Raw genomic sequence first — 18,672 nt, 5'->3', positions numbered from 1 at the left:
GCGACATTGGCGGTATACTTGGGGATTTCAAAGAAAAGGTTCCCTCATTAGCGTTCGAGTTCCGCAACAAGATTGACGGAAAATTGGTGCTCTGCCCCTGATAACTGGACCGTTTGAATATGGAGGTTTCAGCTTAGCTTTCCTGGATGGGAGAGGAGCGGAGGCCGCACCGCAGCATGACCTTCTTGGCGAAGGTCTGGATAAGGCCGGTCGCGGAGGGGCGATGGTTCGGGCTGGTCACGCGGCATCGGCCCCCAACTCAGCTTGGAAAGACCCGAACTTGGCCGCCAAATGGCTTCTGGCTCCTCGGCGTCTCTTGGCGCTGTTCTTTCACAAGTATTTAGTGTTGCGCGGCTCGGCGAGCATCGATCTGGCTGCGGGTCTGCGGCTATGGTTCTAAGTGATACCGGTCGGACACGCCGTTTCGCCCTTGTCGAGGAGAGACGAAGGGCGGTTTCAAACTGCGGCGCGGCCAAACATCCGCTTCGAGCCCTTGAGTTTCCAGCTGCGCGTCACTTCCAGAGCGGACGCAGGTCGAGCAGAAGGGGCGTCACACTTCGGCCGGCCTCGCTACGTCGCGCACGCCAAAGGCTCTGACCGCAGAGAACGGCTGGCGTCGGCCGCTGCCGCGCGAACGGGGCCGCAATTGCGCCCCCGTTTTTTTCGAAAAGCCAAGCCTCACTCGGCGGAGGAGACCACCCAGGTCACGCGCGGCTCTTCCTTCTGAGGCTGCGTGCTCGGCAGGCGCATGATCTGCCCCGGAGTCGTGACGCCCGCACCTGCGCCCGACGTGGTGAAGGGGAAACCCAGCAGGTCGGTCTCGACGCCGACATTGAAGCCGAAGCCCTGCCCACCATTGATCCCGGTGCCCGCGAGGCGGCGGTTCAGCACCAGCCCCTCGGTGACGTTCAGGTCGATCCGGTTGGACTGGCTGAAGCTGTATTTTCCCGCATTGATCGCCAGCGTCTGCGCATCCGCCACGGTCGAGAGCTTGTCATAGACTGCCTGCGCCAGCACCGAGAAGCCCTGCTGGTAGAACCAGACATCGCCGCCGATCACCACGTCATAACCATTGAGCACCGGCCCGGCATGGCTGACGGAGCCTGTCGTGATCCGGCCCCGCACGAGGTTGAGCGTGCCGCGCGCCCGGTCGCGGCCGCCCAGACGTCCGCGCACGTCATCGAAATACTGCGCTTCCGGGATGAACAGCACCGGGCCGTCGCCGATCGAGCTCACATCGACCTGCGCCGCCATGCCGTCATCATGCCCATCGAGCGTCAGCGCGAGCGCGTCCGCCGGGGTTCCGTCGTAGAGATAGGCGTCGATATTGTCGGCATGCAGCCCGAGCGTGTCGCGCACGTTCAGTAGCCCCGCATAGAGGGTGGAACCCGCGTTGCGCGCTCGCAGATCGGCGTTGTTCGGCGCTTGCGCCTCGCGCTGACCGTAGAGCTCGGGATGGATCAGCTGCAGCGTCTGCTCGTCGGCCAGATCGACCGTCGCACCGCCGAGGATGGTCACGCGCAGCGCATCGTCTGCGGCCAGCGTCAGATCGGTCCGGGCGCCGAGCACTCCGAGGGCCATCTGACCGCTGGCCGAGTCCAGTTTCAGTGCGCCGTTTTGCGACAGTGCGAAGCCCGCGCGCAGATCGCCCGCCGTCTCGGTGTAGGTCACGTCGCCGTCGGCGTAGAAATGGCCTGTCGCGCCGTCGGACATGTCGCCCATGAAGGCCGTCCCCGTCTCGCCGGTGATCGCGCCATTGAAGGCGAAGAGCCGCAGGTCGCCCCCCGCAAGCTGCGCGCCGTCAGAGCCGATATCGCCCTGCCCGGCCGAGATAACGATCGGCGAGCCCCCACCGGCCGCGATATCGCGCACCGTGATCGGGCCGCCAGCATAGAGGTCGATCAAGCCGTCATTCGTCTGCAGCCGGTCCAGCCGGATCGCGTCGCGCTCGTTGAGATGCATCGCGCCAGTGGCGACCGTCGCGGTGACATGATCGAAGGCCACCGACAACCCGTTCGGGCCGATCGGCGTCATCGACCCGAGGGTCAGGACCGTCCCGGCTCCCGCCGCGTTCGCTTCGAGAACGGTGCCGCTCTGGCCCGAGGCGATCGAGAGCGCGCCCTTGACTCCGACGGTCAGCGCCGGGTCTGCGGTGCTTTGCGTCACCACATGCGCGGCGACCATGTCGCCCGCGACGTCGAGGCCGATCGTGCCGGTGCCGGCGTCGATCGAGGTTCCCGCCGCCTGTTGCAGTAGGTCCGCCGATTTGATCGAGATCGCCCCGTCATGGCTGAGAATATCGGCATTCGCGACGAGGCTCGTCACGTCGAGACTGATCGCCCCGCCCTGCGTAGTGATCCCCGGACCGCTCAGCAGCGTGAGCGGCGCATTGACCGAGGTCAGCGCGATCGCCCCCGTGCCGCCCGCGGTGACCTGTTCGAGATCGGTCGCCCGGTCGCTCAGTGCGAGACGGATATCGCCATCGACGGTCGCGGCGTAGAGGCTGCCCGTGGTCAGGCTCAGCGGCGTAACGCTCCCGATCGTGCCGCTCGCCGTGAGCTTTGTGCGCTTCGCCACGATGCGGCCCTCGGTGAAGGAGGCCGCGTCGAGGCGCACCTCGTCGGGTGAGGTGATCGTGCCGATGGTGAGCGCCCCGCCCACGGTGATGTCGGTGGGCGAGCCCGCGGCCAGCTGTGTCAGCGACGCGATGGTCAGATCATCCGCCTCGTGCATCCACAGCGACGTCGGATCGGCCCCAGTCGCGGTGTAGTTGAACGTGCCGAGCGCAGTCTCGAAGCGTTTGGTTGCGCTGCCGACCGGGCCGCCGGTAACGATCGAGAGCGTGCCGCCCGTCGTATCCGTGCCGCTCGATGCGGAGGTGTCGAGGCCAAGCGCGGTCTCGAGTTGCAGCGTCGACCCCGTGCCGAAGCCAAGCGTATCGGTACCGGTGAAGGACATCACCCCGTCGGTCGTGATCTTGCCGCCGCCCGCGATCCGGGCCGAGGCAATCGGCAGATCGCCGGTCGCACTCAACCACGCGTCGCCTGCCGTGGTGGTCACGTCGAGCGCGCCGCCATTCGCCGTATTGGTCAGGGTGAAGGGCAACGCGACCGCGCTGGTGCCGATCGAGCTGCCGGTCAGCTTCAGGCTGCCCGCGCTGATCCGCACGGCGCCGGTGGCCAGTGCATCGGTGATCGCACCGGTCGCGCTGATCCGCACCGGGCCGGGCGCATAGGCCTCCGCCAGTGGCAGGTCGCCCGTCGCCGCGATATTCACCTCGACGCCGGAGCGTGCGGTCAGCATGCCGCCGGTGCGCACTTGCACGGTGAGCGGGTTGGTTTCGGTCGCGATCGGGGCGTTGTTGCCACTCTCGAGCACGATGATCCGCCCGGTCACCGCCGGATTGCCCGAATGGGCATCCGACATCGTCCCATCGAGTTTGATCGTGACATCGCGTGCAGCGTTGACTTCCTTGATCGCCGCCGCAGTCTCCGCGCCGAGGAACACGTCCGTCCCGAGCGCGTAGGCGTTCAGCGTGCCGACCGGCGCGCCGTTGCTATCCAGCCCGGTGAAGGCGAAGTTCAGATCTTCGGCCCGGCGAACCACGACCTTGCCATCCGAGGTGAAGGTCAGATCGGAGGGTTCAGCCTGCGACAGAACCAGCAGGTCCTGCGTCAGATTGTTGCCCGCGCCGACGGTATAGGGATCGAGCATCTCGCCGATCGTATCCGAGGCCAGCAGGTTGATGTCCTTGTAGGCATTGATGTTCGGGTCTTCGATCCGGGTATTGGTATCCCCGGTCCCCTTGATCAGCCCGGCGCGGATCCAGTGCTTGAGTTCATCCGTGGTCCAGCCGATCCCCTGCAGCACCGCCGCCCGGTCATCCGCCGTCGGCGTGTAGGTGAAGCTGGTCTGCTCGGCGGTCTCGTTGTTCCACTCGGCATAGAGACCTTGCTGCTGCGAGATGTAATCGTCGAGCTGCGCCTGCGTCCAACCGCTGTTCAGGAGCGCCGTCTGATCGGAGGCGTCCATCGTGTAGCTGATCGAACCGCCACCCGCGTCGGTACGCGCCTTCCAATAGGCCCTGTAGTCATGCTCGCGGCTCGCGGCGAGCGCGTCGAGCTGCTGCTGGGCGCGGGCATCCTGCGCGACCGTGTCGTCGAGGCCCATATCCTGGGTCCAGAGCTTCGCAAGCTCGCTTTCGGAGCGGATATCGCGGACTTCTACATTGTTACGGTCGAGGATCGAACCGTTGAACGCGGCCAGCGTCGCCGATCCGGTCTGCGCGGTCACGCTATGGACCGGCAGATCGCCGCTGCGAGCACCGATCACGACGTCCTTGTTCGCCGTCGCGTCGAGCACGCCACCATTCAGCGACACCCAGACCGGGGCGAAAGCGCCATCCAAGCTGCCGATGTTCCCGTTAAGCGAGGTCAGGTCCACCGAGGTCGCGGTGACCGCGCCCGCGCTCTGATCCGCCATCTTGATATCGCCATCGGCAAACAGCTTCACGGTGCCGGTGATCGCCGCATCGGTATTGGCCGGGCGATCCTTCGCCTCGACATTGCCGATCGTCATCGAACCCGACATCTCGCGGATATTCACGGCGCTGCCGCCCACCGCGGTCAGCCTCGACCCTTCGGACTGATCGACACGGAACGCGCCCGAAACGCCCCCGATCCGGCCATTCTCGGCGCTGATATCGAGATCACCGAGTGTCGCGGTGATTTGGGGACTGGCGGTCACGACGGAACCATAATTGGAGGTGATATTGGTATCACCGACGAGGTTCGAAACCGTCTTCTTGAAGATCACATCACCGCCCGAGGTGATGTTCAGCGCGCCGGAATCAGACCCGCTGAAGACGATGTCGATCGGGTAATCGGCGCGCAAGCGATGCTTGTAGAGCACATTCGCCGTGGAGGTCTCGGACCAGGTCTTGTAGACGTCCCCGATCCCCAAAACCCGCTTGTCGTCGGTCGTCACGGCGCCTTTCACGTTGCTGTAGCTCGTGCGCTCGCCGGTGAAGCCGTAACTGTAATCGCCGCCGTTGATCGAGGTGTTCTCGGAGGTCACGTAGGCCCCGCTCGCGCCGAACACGACGTCCGGGTCGAGCTTGGTCACCTTCGCAGGGTCGGACTTGCTCTTGATGTCCTTCGAGAACGGCGCCCAGAAGTAAAAGGTCTTCTGGGTGTAGTTCGTGACCTGCGTTATGATCTCGGATTGCAGCAGCACCATGTCGCGGTTCAGAACCGGCTGGTAGCTCGCGCTGCGCCCACTATCGACCGTGCTGGAGTTCACCAGCGTCGTCGGCACGATGCGCGTCACCGAAACGGCGTCCGCCCCCTCGCCATAGGTTTTCGTGACGGAGTCGTAGGTCGAGGAGTTGTCGTAGACCTTCAGCGTCTGACCGATGCGGCGATATTCGGTGATGAGATTGTTGCCCGCCGCCGTCTTCTTGAGCGGGTCGGTATCAGTGATCCGCACGAGCCCTTCGAGCCCCTGCCCGTTCGCGCCCGCCTCGCCGGTATCGACCCGGTCGAACACCACCGGGAGCGACGTCTTGTTGGTCACGTTGATATTGCCGAATCCGTCAAGCGACTCGATCCTGCCCGCGCCGGTCGAGAGGATCTGCCCGGTGATCTCCACCGTGCCCCCCTTGACGATCATCGGAGAAATTGTGATCGCGCCGGTCTGCACGCCCTCGGCATTCGTCGCGGTCGGGTCATATTTCACCCAGACATCATTGGCGCTCACATAGGGCTTGCGCACGATGTTGTTGTTCACCGGTTCGGAGGGATTAAACAGCACCGTCGGCTGGGTCGTCGAGAAGCTCGACAGATCGGACAGGAGCCCGTCGTCGATGGTGACGTCGTAGCTGCCCACGCCCGCCTGGATGAGACCGTTGATGTTAAGCTGATCGGCGGTGATGTAGACATTCGCGCCCGCCTTGATCGAGCTTTGACGCGGCTCGATCGTGAAGGTCGAAACTGATGGCGTCGACAAGCTGAACGAACCATAGGTCGCCGTCATCGATCCGCCGTCATACCCGCTAACGTCGAAGCCCGCCGCCAGATAGTTCCGCACGACGTTGTCGACCTTGTTGAAGTAACCGGCATAGATCGAGCGCGGCTCGCCGCCCTCGTTGCGCAGCCCGGGGGTGTAGCCCTGGGTGAAGTTCCCGCCGGCACTCAGATTGATCGTCTTGGCCGAAATATCGGCGCGCACGTCGAGGTCCCCGAAGTTCGAGTTGACCAGGACGCTACCGTCGAGGTTGGTGATCGCACCGTTCAGCGTGATCGAACCGTTGCCGTAGGTGACGAGCTCGATCTTGGATTCCCCGGCGTCATTGCCCGAGATCATCTTGTAGTCGATCGGAGTACCCTTGGGATTTGCAAGCCTCTGCACATCGTCAGGCGTGGTCACCGAGACATCGTTGAAATAGATCCGGCCTCCGTACGACGAGGGAATCTCCATGCTACCGGCATTCACGAAGGCGTCGGAATAGACATGGACGACGATCTGCGCGTTGCCCGGCGCGTCGAGCGTGCCCGTCGAGCTACCCTGAACCGTATCGGCGCGCATGTAGATACTGCCGCCGGAGGCGCGGATATCGGGAAGGTTGATGAAATCGACCGTGCCGGTGTTGGTCGAGTCGAGGCGGCTCGCCAGCGCTTCGATTTCCGCTTTCCACGCGGTGACCGCCTGCGTGTCCTTGCCCAGGATCGGATCGGCGATTTTCGCCTGAAGCGCCGCGATCCGCGAGGCGAGCTCGTTCTGCACGGTGCCCTGCGTGATCATCGCCTGAATCTCGGGATCAGGATTGCTCGGGTCGTTTAGGATGCCGTCTGCATTCTCGTTCGTATAATTGACGGTCTGGCCCTGCGAGTTGACGTAGCTCTCCGAGCCGTTGTCGAGATGGTTGTTCGCGTCGAGGATCAGAATCTGCTTGTTGCGCGATCCTGCGCGGACGTAGCCGTTCACCTCGATCATGTTCTCGCCCTTGTCGGTCGAGGTGCCGCTCTCGATATCGAGGCTGACCGGGTCGCCGCCGAAGGCCTCGCTCAGCGCCGAGCCGATTGCCGCGGCGACTTCGCGATAGAGATCCTTGCCGCGGCCATAGCCCAGCACATTTCCGCCCCCGCGCTCGGCGAAGACATAGACGTCGTGGACGGCCGCGACACTGGCGCCGGTGCCGACGCTGACGCGCTGGTTCATGTTCGCGGTCGCATCCGCGCCCGGCGTGCCGTTGATCGGGAAAGCAGTCTTGTTGAAGACCCGCGTTTCGGCGTTCACATCGACCTTCTGCGCCCCTTTCGAGGTATAGCCGGCGCGCAGTCCGATATCGGTGAAGGATTGCAGATCGGCACCCGAGGTCAGGCTGATCTTGTTGTCGGCATTATAGGTTGCCACGGTGTTGCCCGAAGCCGCGCCTGACAGGCCGTAAGAGGTGGTATCGACCTCGGATTTGATGTTCGCGTCGCCCCCGGCATAGACGTCGAGATCGTCCATCGCGAGCAACTTCGCGCTGCCGATGGTGACATGGGCGGTATTGGTCTGAATATCGACCGTGCTGTTGCCGTTCGGGCTGGCGATGGCGCCACCGGAATCGAGCTTGAGCCGGTCGAAGAAGACCATGTTCGTCGAGGCGCCCAGATCGAAGGTCTGCCCGCCATCGGCGACGCCGCTCTGCAGCAGCATCGCGCCGTCACTGATGTTCAGATCGGTGGACGCATTCACGGTGACGAAGCTGCGCATCGCAGCGACGTCGATCGCGCCGCCCGAGCCCGACACGAGATTGTAGCCGTTATCGGGGCGCTTGAAGGTGGTATCCGCGCCGATTTCGATATTGCGCGCGGCGATCGTGGTGTTCCCGCCCAGCGTCAGCGCGGTCGCCGCGCCGATCGTGTTGCGGCTCAGCGCTCCGGAATAGCCGACTGCTGCGGCGCTCACGGTATTCACAGTGCTGGCGAAGGTGGCGTTTTGCGCCGCGGTGATCTGGAGCCGGTCGGTCGCAGTGATCACCGTCGTGCCGGTCGTGCCGATATCGAAGGTTGATTTCGTATCGGTCGTGACATGGGTCTCCGCGCCCGAGCCGGAAACGAGACCGCCCGAGCCGGAATCCGCGCCCGCGCTGATGTCGGGGGCATTGCCCGCGCCGAGGGTGACCACTTTGCCCTTGAGGACCGCGTTGTTGATCGAGAAAGCCACATCGCCGCTGTCGCCATTTGCCGTATCCTGCCCGGCATAGGCGAGCGTCACGCCGACGGCCACCGCGCCGCCGCTGCGCCCGGTCGCGAAAGCGTCCACCTTCACGGCGCTCGCATCCGCACTGAGCGAGATCGCGTTCGTGGCGGTGAGGTTGCCGCTCAGCGTCGAGGTGATGCCGTAGCTCGAATAGGCATGTGCCGCCGCGCCGTTGCCGCTCAGCAAGCCGCCCGAGGTCGATTGCGCCTTCGCCTGGCTCGTCATGCGGCCATCGGTGCGCTTGATCTCACTATTGATGGTGATGTCGCTTGCAGTGACATTGGCGCCGAACAGGGTGGTCACGTTCATATCGGCGCGCGAGGTCGCGACCCCGGCCCCGATCGAGACGCCTGCCGCGACCGAGATGCCATGCGCCTCTGCGAACGCAGCGCCGCCATTGGTGTTCTGCAGATCAAAAGCTCCGCCCGCATTGACCGTCGTACGCAGAACGCTGACGGCGCTATTGCCCCGATTGGTGCCGCTCACGACGACGGAGTTGCCCGAGCCAGCAAGCCCGCCCGAGCTGCCCGAACCCTCGGCATGGGCCGAGGTGCCGTCGGAGGTCTCGAGCGAGATCTTGCCCGCGCTGCTTTTCAGGTTGTTCAGGCTCGCGCCCGACCGGCCGATGGTGATCGCGCTCGTCCCTTCGCTCTTCGCGCTCGAGACCGCGACGCCCACGGCACCGACAAGACCGCCGGTAATATTCGTCGTGACGGTCTTCACCTCGCCCGCACGATCGGCATTGATCCCGATGCTGTAACCCGAGACCGAGACACCCGCGCCCATCTGCACCGAGGCGCCCGCGTTGAGCGTCGCCACGGTGACGCCCGCGCCACCGGTATAGCCGCCCGAGGCGGCCACGGTAGACGCCGAGGCATCGATCACGTTGCCATCGTCGCCGCCATAGGTCTTGGCCCCCAGCGTCACCGCACCGCCCGCGCTCAACGTTGCGCCATCCCGCAGCGTCACCGCCGCGCCGGTAGAGACATTGGACACCACGATCCCGCTGGAGGCGCCACCGAAGATCGAACCAGCCCCCGCGCCCGCCACTTGCGACAGATCGGTCTTTGCATTGCTCGTCATCGACAGGTCGCCATTGGTCAGCAAGGTCGCGGAGCCGATCTCGACACCGACCTGATCGCTGCCCGTCGCGTCCGGGTTCAGGTGCTGACGCGCGTTGACGATCTGGCTTTGCGTATCGCTGGCGCCGGCGAACCCGATGATCGAGCCTCCGGTATTCTGACGATCCTGTTCGGTCGCATTCGAATCCAGCCCGCCGCTGCCGCTCTGATCGCTTGTCAGCTCATCGTTGATCGACGCCATCGCCTTCGAGAGATTGCCGCTCTCGTCATCGGCGGCTCCGCCCAGATCGGTCACCGAGATCGCAGCCCCGACTGCAATCGCGCCTGCGCCGATCGAGACCACCGTCGAATCCAGCGTCCGCTCGGAGGTCGCCGAAAGGGTGATCCCATCGCGCCCGACACCGCGCGCGCCGTTAGAGGCGTCATTGGCCTTCAGCACCGCGCCATCGCCGACGGTGATTTTTGTTGTCCCCTGAAGGCTCGCGAAATCGAGGCTCGCGCCCACGCCGAGAGCCCCGCCGCCGATCGAGCCCGCGACACCGGTTAGGTCGGCGGTTTCATTCGCGGTCAGGCTCAGCTTGCCGCCCGCAGTCAGTTCCTGATTGTCGCCGACCGCCACTTCCGTCGTCGCGCGATCCACCACGAGATTGGCCGAGAGCGCGACACCCGCACCGCCGGCAGCGCCGGCCCCGGCATAGCCTTTGTGCACAAGCTGCGTATCCGCCTTGGCGGTCAGGTCATTACCCGCATCCAGCCGCGCGATACTGCCTGCACGGCCCGAGCCGACCGAGACTTTCGACGTACCGTCTGCCACGGTCACCTGGATCGCGCCGCCGACAGCCACCGCGCCGCCCGAGCCGCCGCCCGTCATCGAATAGAGATCATTGTCGATCAGCGTGTTCAGGCTCAGGTCACGGCCCGCATCGAAGGAGCCGCCGTTGATGCCGATCTCGGCGGTCGAGTTGAGGACATTCACATTGGCATTGCCGGAGACGCCGACGAAGCCGCCACCGATCCCCGCGACAAAGCTCGTGAGAGTGGATTTGCTGGTCGCGCTCGCCGCGATGTCACGGGCGGCTGCCAGTTGCGCGTCGTAGGTCTCGACCTTTGCCGAGGAGGTGACGACGGTCGTGCCCGCACTCGCGCCAACACCCGCCGTCCCGCCGATCGCGACATTCACGGTGTAGAGTGCGGAATCGTTCGCCGTATCGGCATTGAGGGTCACGTCCTGCGCCGTCGACGCCGTCTTGCTGCCAAGATCACTCTCGAAATCGGTGTCGTAACGCGGATTGAGGCGCACCAGATCGCTGCCCTGTTCGGAGCCCAGCTGCACCAGCGCTGCATCGTCGATCAGGTTCATCCCGAAGAGGGCGCTGACACCGGCCACGCCGCCCACGGACCCGTTCGCGGTCAGCATCGCGATGCCGCTTCGGGCCTGTGCATTCATTGCAAGACCAGTGCTCGACTGCGCGGCGCTGTCGACATCGGTCCAGTCGATCGCCTCCTGCCCCAACGCGACCACACGCGCATCGTCGACGATCCGCGCCTTCACCCGGTTCTTGATCGTGTTGACCGAGGCCGAGACGCCGACGCCCGCCGTCGCCCCGCCCGAGATCGACAGGTTCACATCGGGGGCCTCGTTGCGCGCATCGGTGGAATCGGCGGGCTTTTTCTCATCCGAGCCGCCCAGCAACGTGATCGAGGTCGTCGATTGCGCGTCGATCAGCAGTGAACCGCGCGTCGCGATGTCGGAACCGTAGCGCGTCGGCTCGGACAGACCGCTCGTCGCATCGACGAGCGAAATCGGCCCGCCCTGCACCACCGCCTCGACGGTATTCGCGGCCGTGTTGTTCACGCCAGAGCCGGTCACGCCGACGGTGCCGCCTGCGCCCGAGATCGCGTTGCCGTGGAAAGTGGTCTTCTGATAGGCGCCGAGCGAGGCGCTATGTCCCGCGCGCAGCTTGCTGGAGGTGATATCGGCGCGCACCGTCTGCGCGGAATTGTTGATCGCGATGCCAAGCCCGACCGAGGCCCCGCCGGACGCGCTTATGGACCCTGCATTAGCGGTCAGCGAGGGGGTCGAATGGGCCGCCAGCGCCATCGTCCCCACCTGCGCCTCCGAGCGGCGCAATCCCGCATAGACCTCGCCGTTGGCGACATTGACCGCGAAGCTGCCCGCGAAGGCGCCCGAGCCGCCACCACCGACCGCTGCGGAAAGCGCCTCGAGCGTCATCTGCTGATCGGCATCGATCGTCAGGGTGCCCGCCAGCGAGAGCGGTCCATTCGTCGTTGCGTTTTCATCGAGTTTGCGCGCGAGGATGGCGGCGTCTTCGACCGCGGCTTCCGTATCGTCCGACATGACGTTGACGACGATCGCGCCGCCCGCGCCCGCCTGCCCGCCGATCCCGGCCGAGCCGGCCAGCGCCTTGATCGTGCCAGTCTGGGTCGTCGTCACCGAGACATCGCCGCGATCGGTGCGCAGGGCCGCGCGCGTGCCAGAGCCGCCATTGCCGCGGATATGCGCATCGGCCTGCCGGTTCATCACATTCACCAGGATCGAGCCCGCGCCGCCGACGCCACCCGAGAAGCCGCCGGAGACAGCCGCCGTCTCGATCGTGCCGGTCTGGGTCGCGCCGAGCGAAACGCTCGAGGCCTGAGTTTCTGCGGCCGTGGGCAAGACAAGCTCGGCCTCGGTCTTCGCGAAGAGCAGGTTGACCCCGATCCCGGCACCCACACCTGCGCCCGAACCGCCAATCGCGACCGCTCCGGCGAGCGAGCGGATTGTGCCCGTCGTGCTGGAGGTGATCGTGGTGGCGGGGAGCGCAGGCGACGTGCCCGACAGCTCGACTCGCGCACGGGTCACTGCATCCGAATTTAGCGTCAGCGCCAGTTGGTTCGCGTCGAAATCGGCGGCTTTCGGCGTAGTACTCATGCTGGAGACCAGCCCGGCCACCGCCGCATCGCGCCGGTTCGAGACATCGGTCTGCGCACCCCCCACCGGGTCTTCGCTGCTCGGACCCGGCAGCGGCTCGACACTCGGCCCATTCGCGCCCGGCTGGCCGATCTGGGCATAGACCACCGAGCCTGCGACGCTCACCTCGCCCGAGGCCGTGCCCGAAACCGCGATGGCGTCGATCCCGGCGGTATCATCTGCCGTGACGCTGAGGGAATCCCCGCTCACCGCGTCGCCGGTGACCAGGTCCGCAGTGGTGCCGCCATGAATCGTGGCCACGGTCAGCGCGATGCCGACCGCATTGGTGCCGCCCGCAGCCGCAGCGCCCGAAAGGATAGAGATCTGCCCGGTGCGCGTGGCCGACAGTGCAACCGCCCCGCTGCCGCCGTTGATCTTGGCGTTCGTCACCTCGACCGCCGTGGTGTTGCCGATATCGCCGATCGCGATTGAGCCCGCCACCGCGTTCGTGCCGCCCCCGGCAAGGCCGACTGCACCGCTGGTGATGGTCGAACCGTTCTTGGCGTCGAGCGTCACGCCTTGGCCGGTCACGTCCGCGCCTTGGGTCAGAACGCCGGTGTCATGGGCAATGAAATTGGCCGAAACCGCGCCGCCGACCCCGTTTCCGTCGGCGCTCAATGCCGCACCGCCCGCAAGGCTCTCGATGGTGCCGGTATCGTCGGCGTTCAGTTTCAGCGCACCGCCCGCCTCGAGCGTCGCATTCTGTGCCGAGACCTGCGTCGTCGCGGTCGAGACGTTCACGGTCACCGCGCCCCCCAGCGAGGTATCGCGCGAGGCACTCAGCGCCACCGCCGCGGACCGGATCGTGCCCGTCGCGGTCGCCGTGGCGGAGATCCCTCCGGTGCCCGTCGTGCTAAGGTTCGCATTGGCGAGATCGATGCTCGTGGTGTTCGCGGTCAGCAGGTTCAGAGTACCCGCAAAGCCGCCTGCACTACCGTTCGACGCTGCTGCGCCACCGCCCAAGCTGTTGATTTCGCGCGTGTTCGTCGCGGTCAGCGCGATGCTCTCAGCATCAAGCGCCTCGGTTCCGGCAGCCGACACCTCCAGCGTCGCCGAGATATTGTTGGCCGACAGGCCCACACCCGCTGCGGTCTGCTTCTCGGCCACGGCCCCTGCCACGGCGATCGAGGAAATCGTGCTCGAGCCGTCAGCGCTCATCGTGATCGCGCCGGTGCCGCCCGTGCCGCCCTGCCCGTTCACCTTCGCATCGGTCAGCGTCGCGCCGGAGGTCGAGGTGATGACATTCACCGTCGCGGCACCGCCCACGGCATTGTCGCCATTGGCCAGTGCCCCGCCGAGAGAGAAGATCGTGTTGGCTTCGGTCACGCCGATATTGATCGAACTGGCGGAGATGCCCATCCGGTCAGATCCGGCGCCATTCCCGGTCACGTTCGCGCGCGCGCCGCCGGTGATGTTGTTGACCGAGATCGAGCCCGCGATGCCGGTCTTGCCCTTCCCGGCCGAGACGCCGAAGCCATAGATCGACTGCGTGCTGTCGGCGGTGATGCCGAAGGCGCCGGTGTCGATGGTGCTTGCGCCGGTGATCGAGGCGCCCGCGCTGCGGGTCACGGTGTTCACGGCGATGCCGATCCCCACGCCCGACCCCTTGGTTTTGTCCATATTGATGCCGACCGCGCCGCCGACGGACACGGTGGTCGAGCCGTCGGTCGCGTTCACGCTCAGCGAGTCCGAGGTGATCGACGCATCCTTCACCGTTGCCGTCGTGCCCCCGTCGAGCACCGCGACCGCCACGGACCCGGCCAGAGCGATATCGCCGCGCGATGTCCCCGCGCCGCCCACGGCCACGTTGACGACCGTCGCGTGATCTTCGGCGCCGATGGTGACCGCGCTACCCGCGTTGATCGTGGCGCCGGTCACTTCCGAACGCAGCTCACGCGTATCGACCATGACCGAGAAAGCCCCGGCCAGCGCATTGGTATCCTGCGCTTTGCCGAGGCCCGCCGAGACGGCCCCGCCGCCCGCGATCTGAAGCGCCGTGTTCTTCGCGGTCTGAGTCAGAGTCGAGCCCAGCTCGATCTTGCCTGCGGTATTGAGCGCCGCGACGGTCTCATTGCCGAGCGAGAGGTTGAGCGTGGCGACACCGGTGACCGCCCAGCCGCTTTGCTGCTGGTTGCCCTCGCTGTCCGCTGGGGTCTGCACGTTCTGCTGATCGTTGACCGCCTGGTCCTCGTCATCGGCGAAAAGCCAGGACGGGATGATCATGTCATCCTCGTTCGAGCCGTCCTGGTTCGTCGTGCCGCCCGTCGATTGCGGATCGTCCTGCTGGGCCGGTTTGCCCTGCACCTTGGAGCCCGCGACGCCGACCACGACATCGGTCGTGGCGTTTTCGGCAGTGATCGTCAGGCTCTCCGCATCGATGACCGTATTCCCCGTTCCGCTCAGGGCGGAGGATTCATCCGCCGGACCGATCCCGGCCCAGACCTTGCGGCCCGAGATATTCAGGCCCGCCGAGGCCCCGACGCCCACGTTCTCCGACGCCGAAATTGCGCCCGCGGCTGCCCATTCGACGGATTCGTCCTTCGCCGAGATCGTGACCGCGCCGCCCGTTATCGACGCATCATCTCCGATCCGTGCCACGGTTTCCGCATGCGCGATATTCGTGGCCACGGTGGCGTTGACTGCCGTTTTCGTGCCCTGACCGCCCGAGAAGCTCAGGATGCCCGCGATGTTGCGGGTATAGGCGTCGACATTGACCCCGTTCGTTCCGGCATTCACCGTCGCGCCGGACTCGATGACAGAGGAAACTTCGCTGCCGATCCTGTCGATATTGATCCCGACGCCAATCGCTCCTTCCGCGTCGCCCTTGAGCGGGTTCGACTTGGGCAGGTTCGCGAGATGGAGGAACAGGCTCTCCTGGCGCGACAGCACGTTGAGATCGCCCGAAAGGTTCAGCACGGCGCCGTTACGGACCACCGCATCGGTCGTGTTGTCAGTGTTGAAGACATTGGCGGTGATGCCGATCGCGAGCTTCTGCTGATCCTCGGGCACGACCGGGCGCGAACCGTCTTTCGGCACCGGCGCCGTCGCTTTGGATTTCACGTCCGTGGTGATGAAGTTCAGCGGGTTGATCGTGTCGATCAGGCCGGGCGCGTCGGGCGGCGTCAGCTGGGTGGGATCGCTCGGATCGCTGGGCAGTTCGGTATAGTCGGTGATCTGGCCGACAAACTGGGTCCACTTGTCACGGATATCACCCAGCGGATCGGCATGCGGGAAACGTGTCACCGATTGCACGGTCGCGGCGGCTGCGTTCACCGTGGCATCCTTGCCGATCTCGGCCTGGGTCTTGCCGCTCATCGTCGAGACGGACCCGGTCAGCATCAGCGCCTGGGAATATTTCCCCATCAACTCGTCTTCGGTGATTGTCGCATTGGGATGCTTGGCGTTGTACTTATCGAGCGCCTTCTTCGCCGCGAAGTTCAGCTTTCCGAACGCCGCCGAGACCGAACGCGACAGCGAACTGCCGCCCTCGGTCGGCCCTGCGAAGCGATAGGCCGAATTGACCGAGACGGGTTGCCCGGTCGCCGTGACGAGAGTCGTGCCAAGCGCCGTCAGCGCATCGGCGTTGCTGAAGTCGTGGTAATCGCCACCCAGCGTTGAAAAGGTGTTGTCATTGTCCACCTGCACGTCGATCGCGACGCCGAAGCCGATATGGGCGGGGCGGTTCGGATCGACCGGTTTACCCTGAAGCTGGCCCTGTGCACCCGGGATCGCTTGCACCATCGGGTTGTTCGCCGCGCGTTTCTTGCCGATCAGCTTGCTCGGATTGGCCACACCCATCGTCGCGGTGGTGGCATGGACCTTGTTGAAGAACAGCGTCTCGGCATCGAGGTTGAGCGCGCCGCCGGTCTTGATCGTGCCGCCAAGCGCGGCCTCGGTCGTCGATTGCGAGACATCGACGCTGATCGCCACGGCCCCGATCCCCTCGGTCCCGGCATTGGCGCCGGTGGTGATCGAATGCGATTTGCCGGTGAACGCGCCCGCATTGAGCGCGCCGGCCGAAGTCAGCGAACCGCCCTTGACCAGAAGCTGGTTCTTCAGCTCGCGCGTGGTGACCACGAGCGCACCCGCGTAATCCTTCACCTTGCTCGCCGCAATCGACACCGTGTGATCTTCGGATGCCGTGCTGGCGAGGCGCATGTCGCCCGCCTTGGTCGTCAGAGAACTGCCATCGAGCAGCACCTGGCTTTCGACATTGCTGTTGGCCATCACGACCCCAAGCGCATAGGCCTTGGGCGAGATCGAATAGGTGGTCTGAGCATGTGATTGCACGACCAGCGCATCGCTCGACGGATCCCAGGCCGACGGCAGCTTCAGCGTCAGGCTGTAAGGCGCCCCGCCGCCGATCAGGCTGCCGGTGATGTTGTCGACCACGTCCTGCACGCTGCTGTTGAAATTCAGCTGCGGCGTCGACAGGAAGCTGTAGGTGTCCTCCAGAAGGCCCGTCGAACCGAGCTGGCTATTGTTCGAAGGCGTACCGCTCGCGAGAGCCGTCGGCGTGATCGCCTTGTTCTTCCAGTTGCCATCCGCAGTCAGCTTGCTGTTGTTGATCTTCACATGCGATTGCGCATCGAGAAGCTGCACCTGCAACGGAATCATGCTGTTGATCGTCGTAGCGCCCTGCTGGATCAGGTTGCTCATCACCGTCAGACCGTTGTTGATCTGATCGGTCATCTGCTGTTCGGTGGTGCCGCCTTCGAGATCGTCGACCTGCTGCTCTTCGACGGTTTGATCGGTGCTGCCCAGCGTGTTCGAGACGGTCGCGACCGAATTCACGACGATCGAGCCCGATTTCAGATCGGCATTGTCGATGGTGATCGAGGCACTTTCGCTGTCGGGGTTGATCGCCCAGGCAATACCCGTGTTGAACGAGCGTGCCGAAAGCAGGATCAGCCCGCCGCCATCCGCGGCCGTGCTGTCCGCGCGCAGGGTGGTGCCGGATTCGACATTGATGTCCTGCGCGGCCACGAGGATCGAGCCCGCTGTGCCAGCTCCGGGATCGCCGGTGAGGGGATCGGCCGCATCGCCCGCCCGCGTCGAGATATCGTGGCTCAGCGTGACGTTCTTGTCGGCAGCAAAGACCAGATCGCCGCCCTTGGTCGTGATCTGCCCGGCGGTCGAGACATTCTGCCCGCGCAGGAAGACGGAGCCCGCCTTGCCCGTCGCACTCGAGGTGGACATGTCGAAACTGCCCCGCGCACTCAGATCGCCCTGCGCCGCCTGCAGCGGGCTGGTCACACCACCCGCGCGCAGCACGAAGGCACCGCCATCGCCCGCCACCGAGGTGGCTTTCACGTCGAGGCTGCTGCCCATCACCGCAGAGCCTTCGGTGAACAGGAACACGGTGCCGCCCGCGCCCAGCGTCGTGCCGCTTGCCGAGACGTCGATCTTGCCGTCCACGGTCACGTCACCCTTGGCCTGGCCCAGCACGACCCCGCCGCCTTGAGACCCCACGAGATTGGTGCCGCGCTTGGCTGTGATATCGCTGCTTGCAGTTGTCTTCAGCGTGCCCTTGGACACGAGCCGGATCACCCCGCCCTGCGTGACCAGCCCCGCCGCCTGCGGCGTCCCGTCTGTATTCACCCCGACCGAGACCGGATCCACGGAAGTCGGATCCTCCACCTTAATCCGCCCGTTGAGCATCATGCCGAGACCGCCCGATCGCAACGCAAGCCGGGTTGCGTTGATCTGGCCGTCCACCGTGATCTGACCACCGTCACTCAAAGGCTCCGACCCCGCGAAAAGCTGCGCGGTGGGCGTGTCGACAGACGCAGTGAAATTGCCCTGCGCCTCGCTTGTCAGATCGTTGACGAAGCCCGGCGTCGGGGCGCTCATCGTCAGCTGCCCGGCATTGATCGTGCCGCTGGAACTGACCACGAACCCGTCCGAGTTCACGAAGAACACGTTGCTGCCCGTCGCGACCGGAGCAGCGCCGGGCGCCCCGAGGCCTGCATTCAGGGTGCCTGCGATCGTGCTCTGTCCGCCGTTCACAATATTGACCAGCGCGCCGGTATTGACCGGCTGGTAGACGTTGACCGTGGTCCCCGCGTTCACGTTGAACTGGCTGAACGTGTTGAACGCCGTGCCGTTCTGGATGGTGTCGGTGGTGACGTTGATCGCACCGCCTGCGGTGATGACGTTGGTGTTGGTCGTCCCATCCGCAACGACATCGGCGAAGGCGGGGAGCACGGCGAAGATCGCCGCCGAAGAGACGCTGCTCAACCACCCGAACCTGCGGATCACGCGGCGAAAGGTGGCGTTCATTTTGTCATTCCGGCGATACGTCATCGCTATGTCCCCATCTTCGAAGCGGCCCCACGCCGCTTTTGGCGGCCCCCCTGCGGCCGCCTTGTC

1 protein-coding gene is annotated in these 18,672 nt (G+C 65.2%); it reads right to left on the bottom strand.

From position 1 onward, the window contains the following. Positions 1-678: 678 nt before the first annotated feature. Complete coding sequence (locus B6V73_RS16025; protein ID WP_168174914.1) at positions 679-18,582, bottom strand: leukotoxin LktA family filamentous adhesin; 17,904 nt, start codon at positions 18,580-18,582, stop codon at positions 679-681. Between the last annotated feature and the right edge of the window lie 90 nt (positions 18,583-18,672).

Source organism: Thioclava sp. JM3 (assembly GCF_002213185.1).
In the GTDB taxonomy this organism is placed as follows: Bacteria; Pseudomonadota; Alphaproteobacteria; order Rhodobacterales; family Rhodobacteraceae; genus Thioclava; species Thioclava nitratireducens.
The sequence above is the reverse complement of the archived record's forward strand: the minus strand, read 5'-3'. Positions and strand labels throughout refer to the sequence as shown.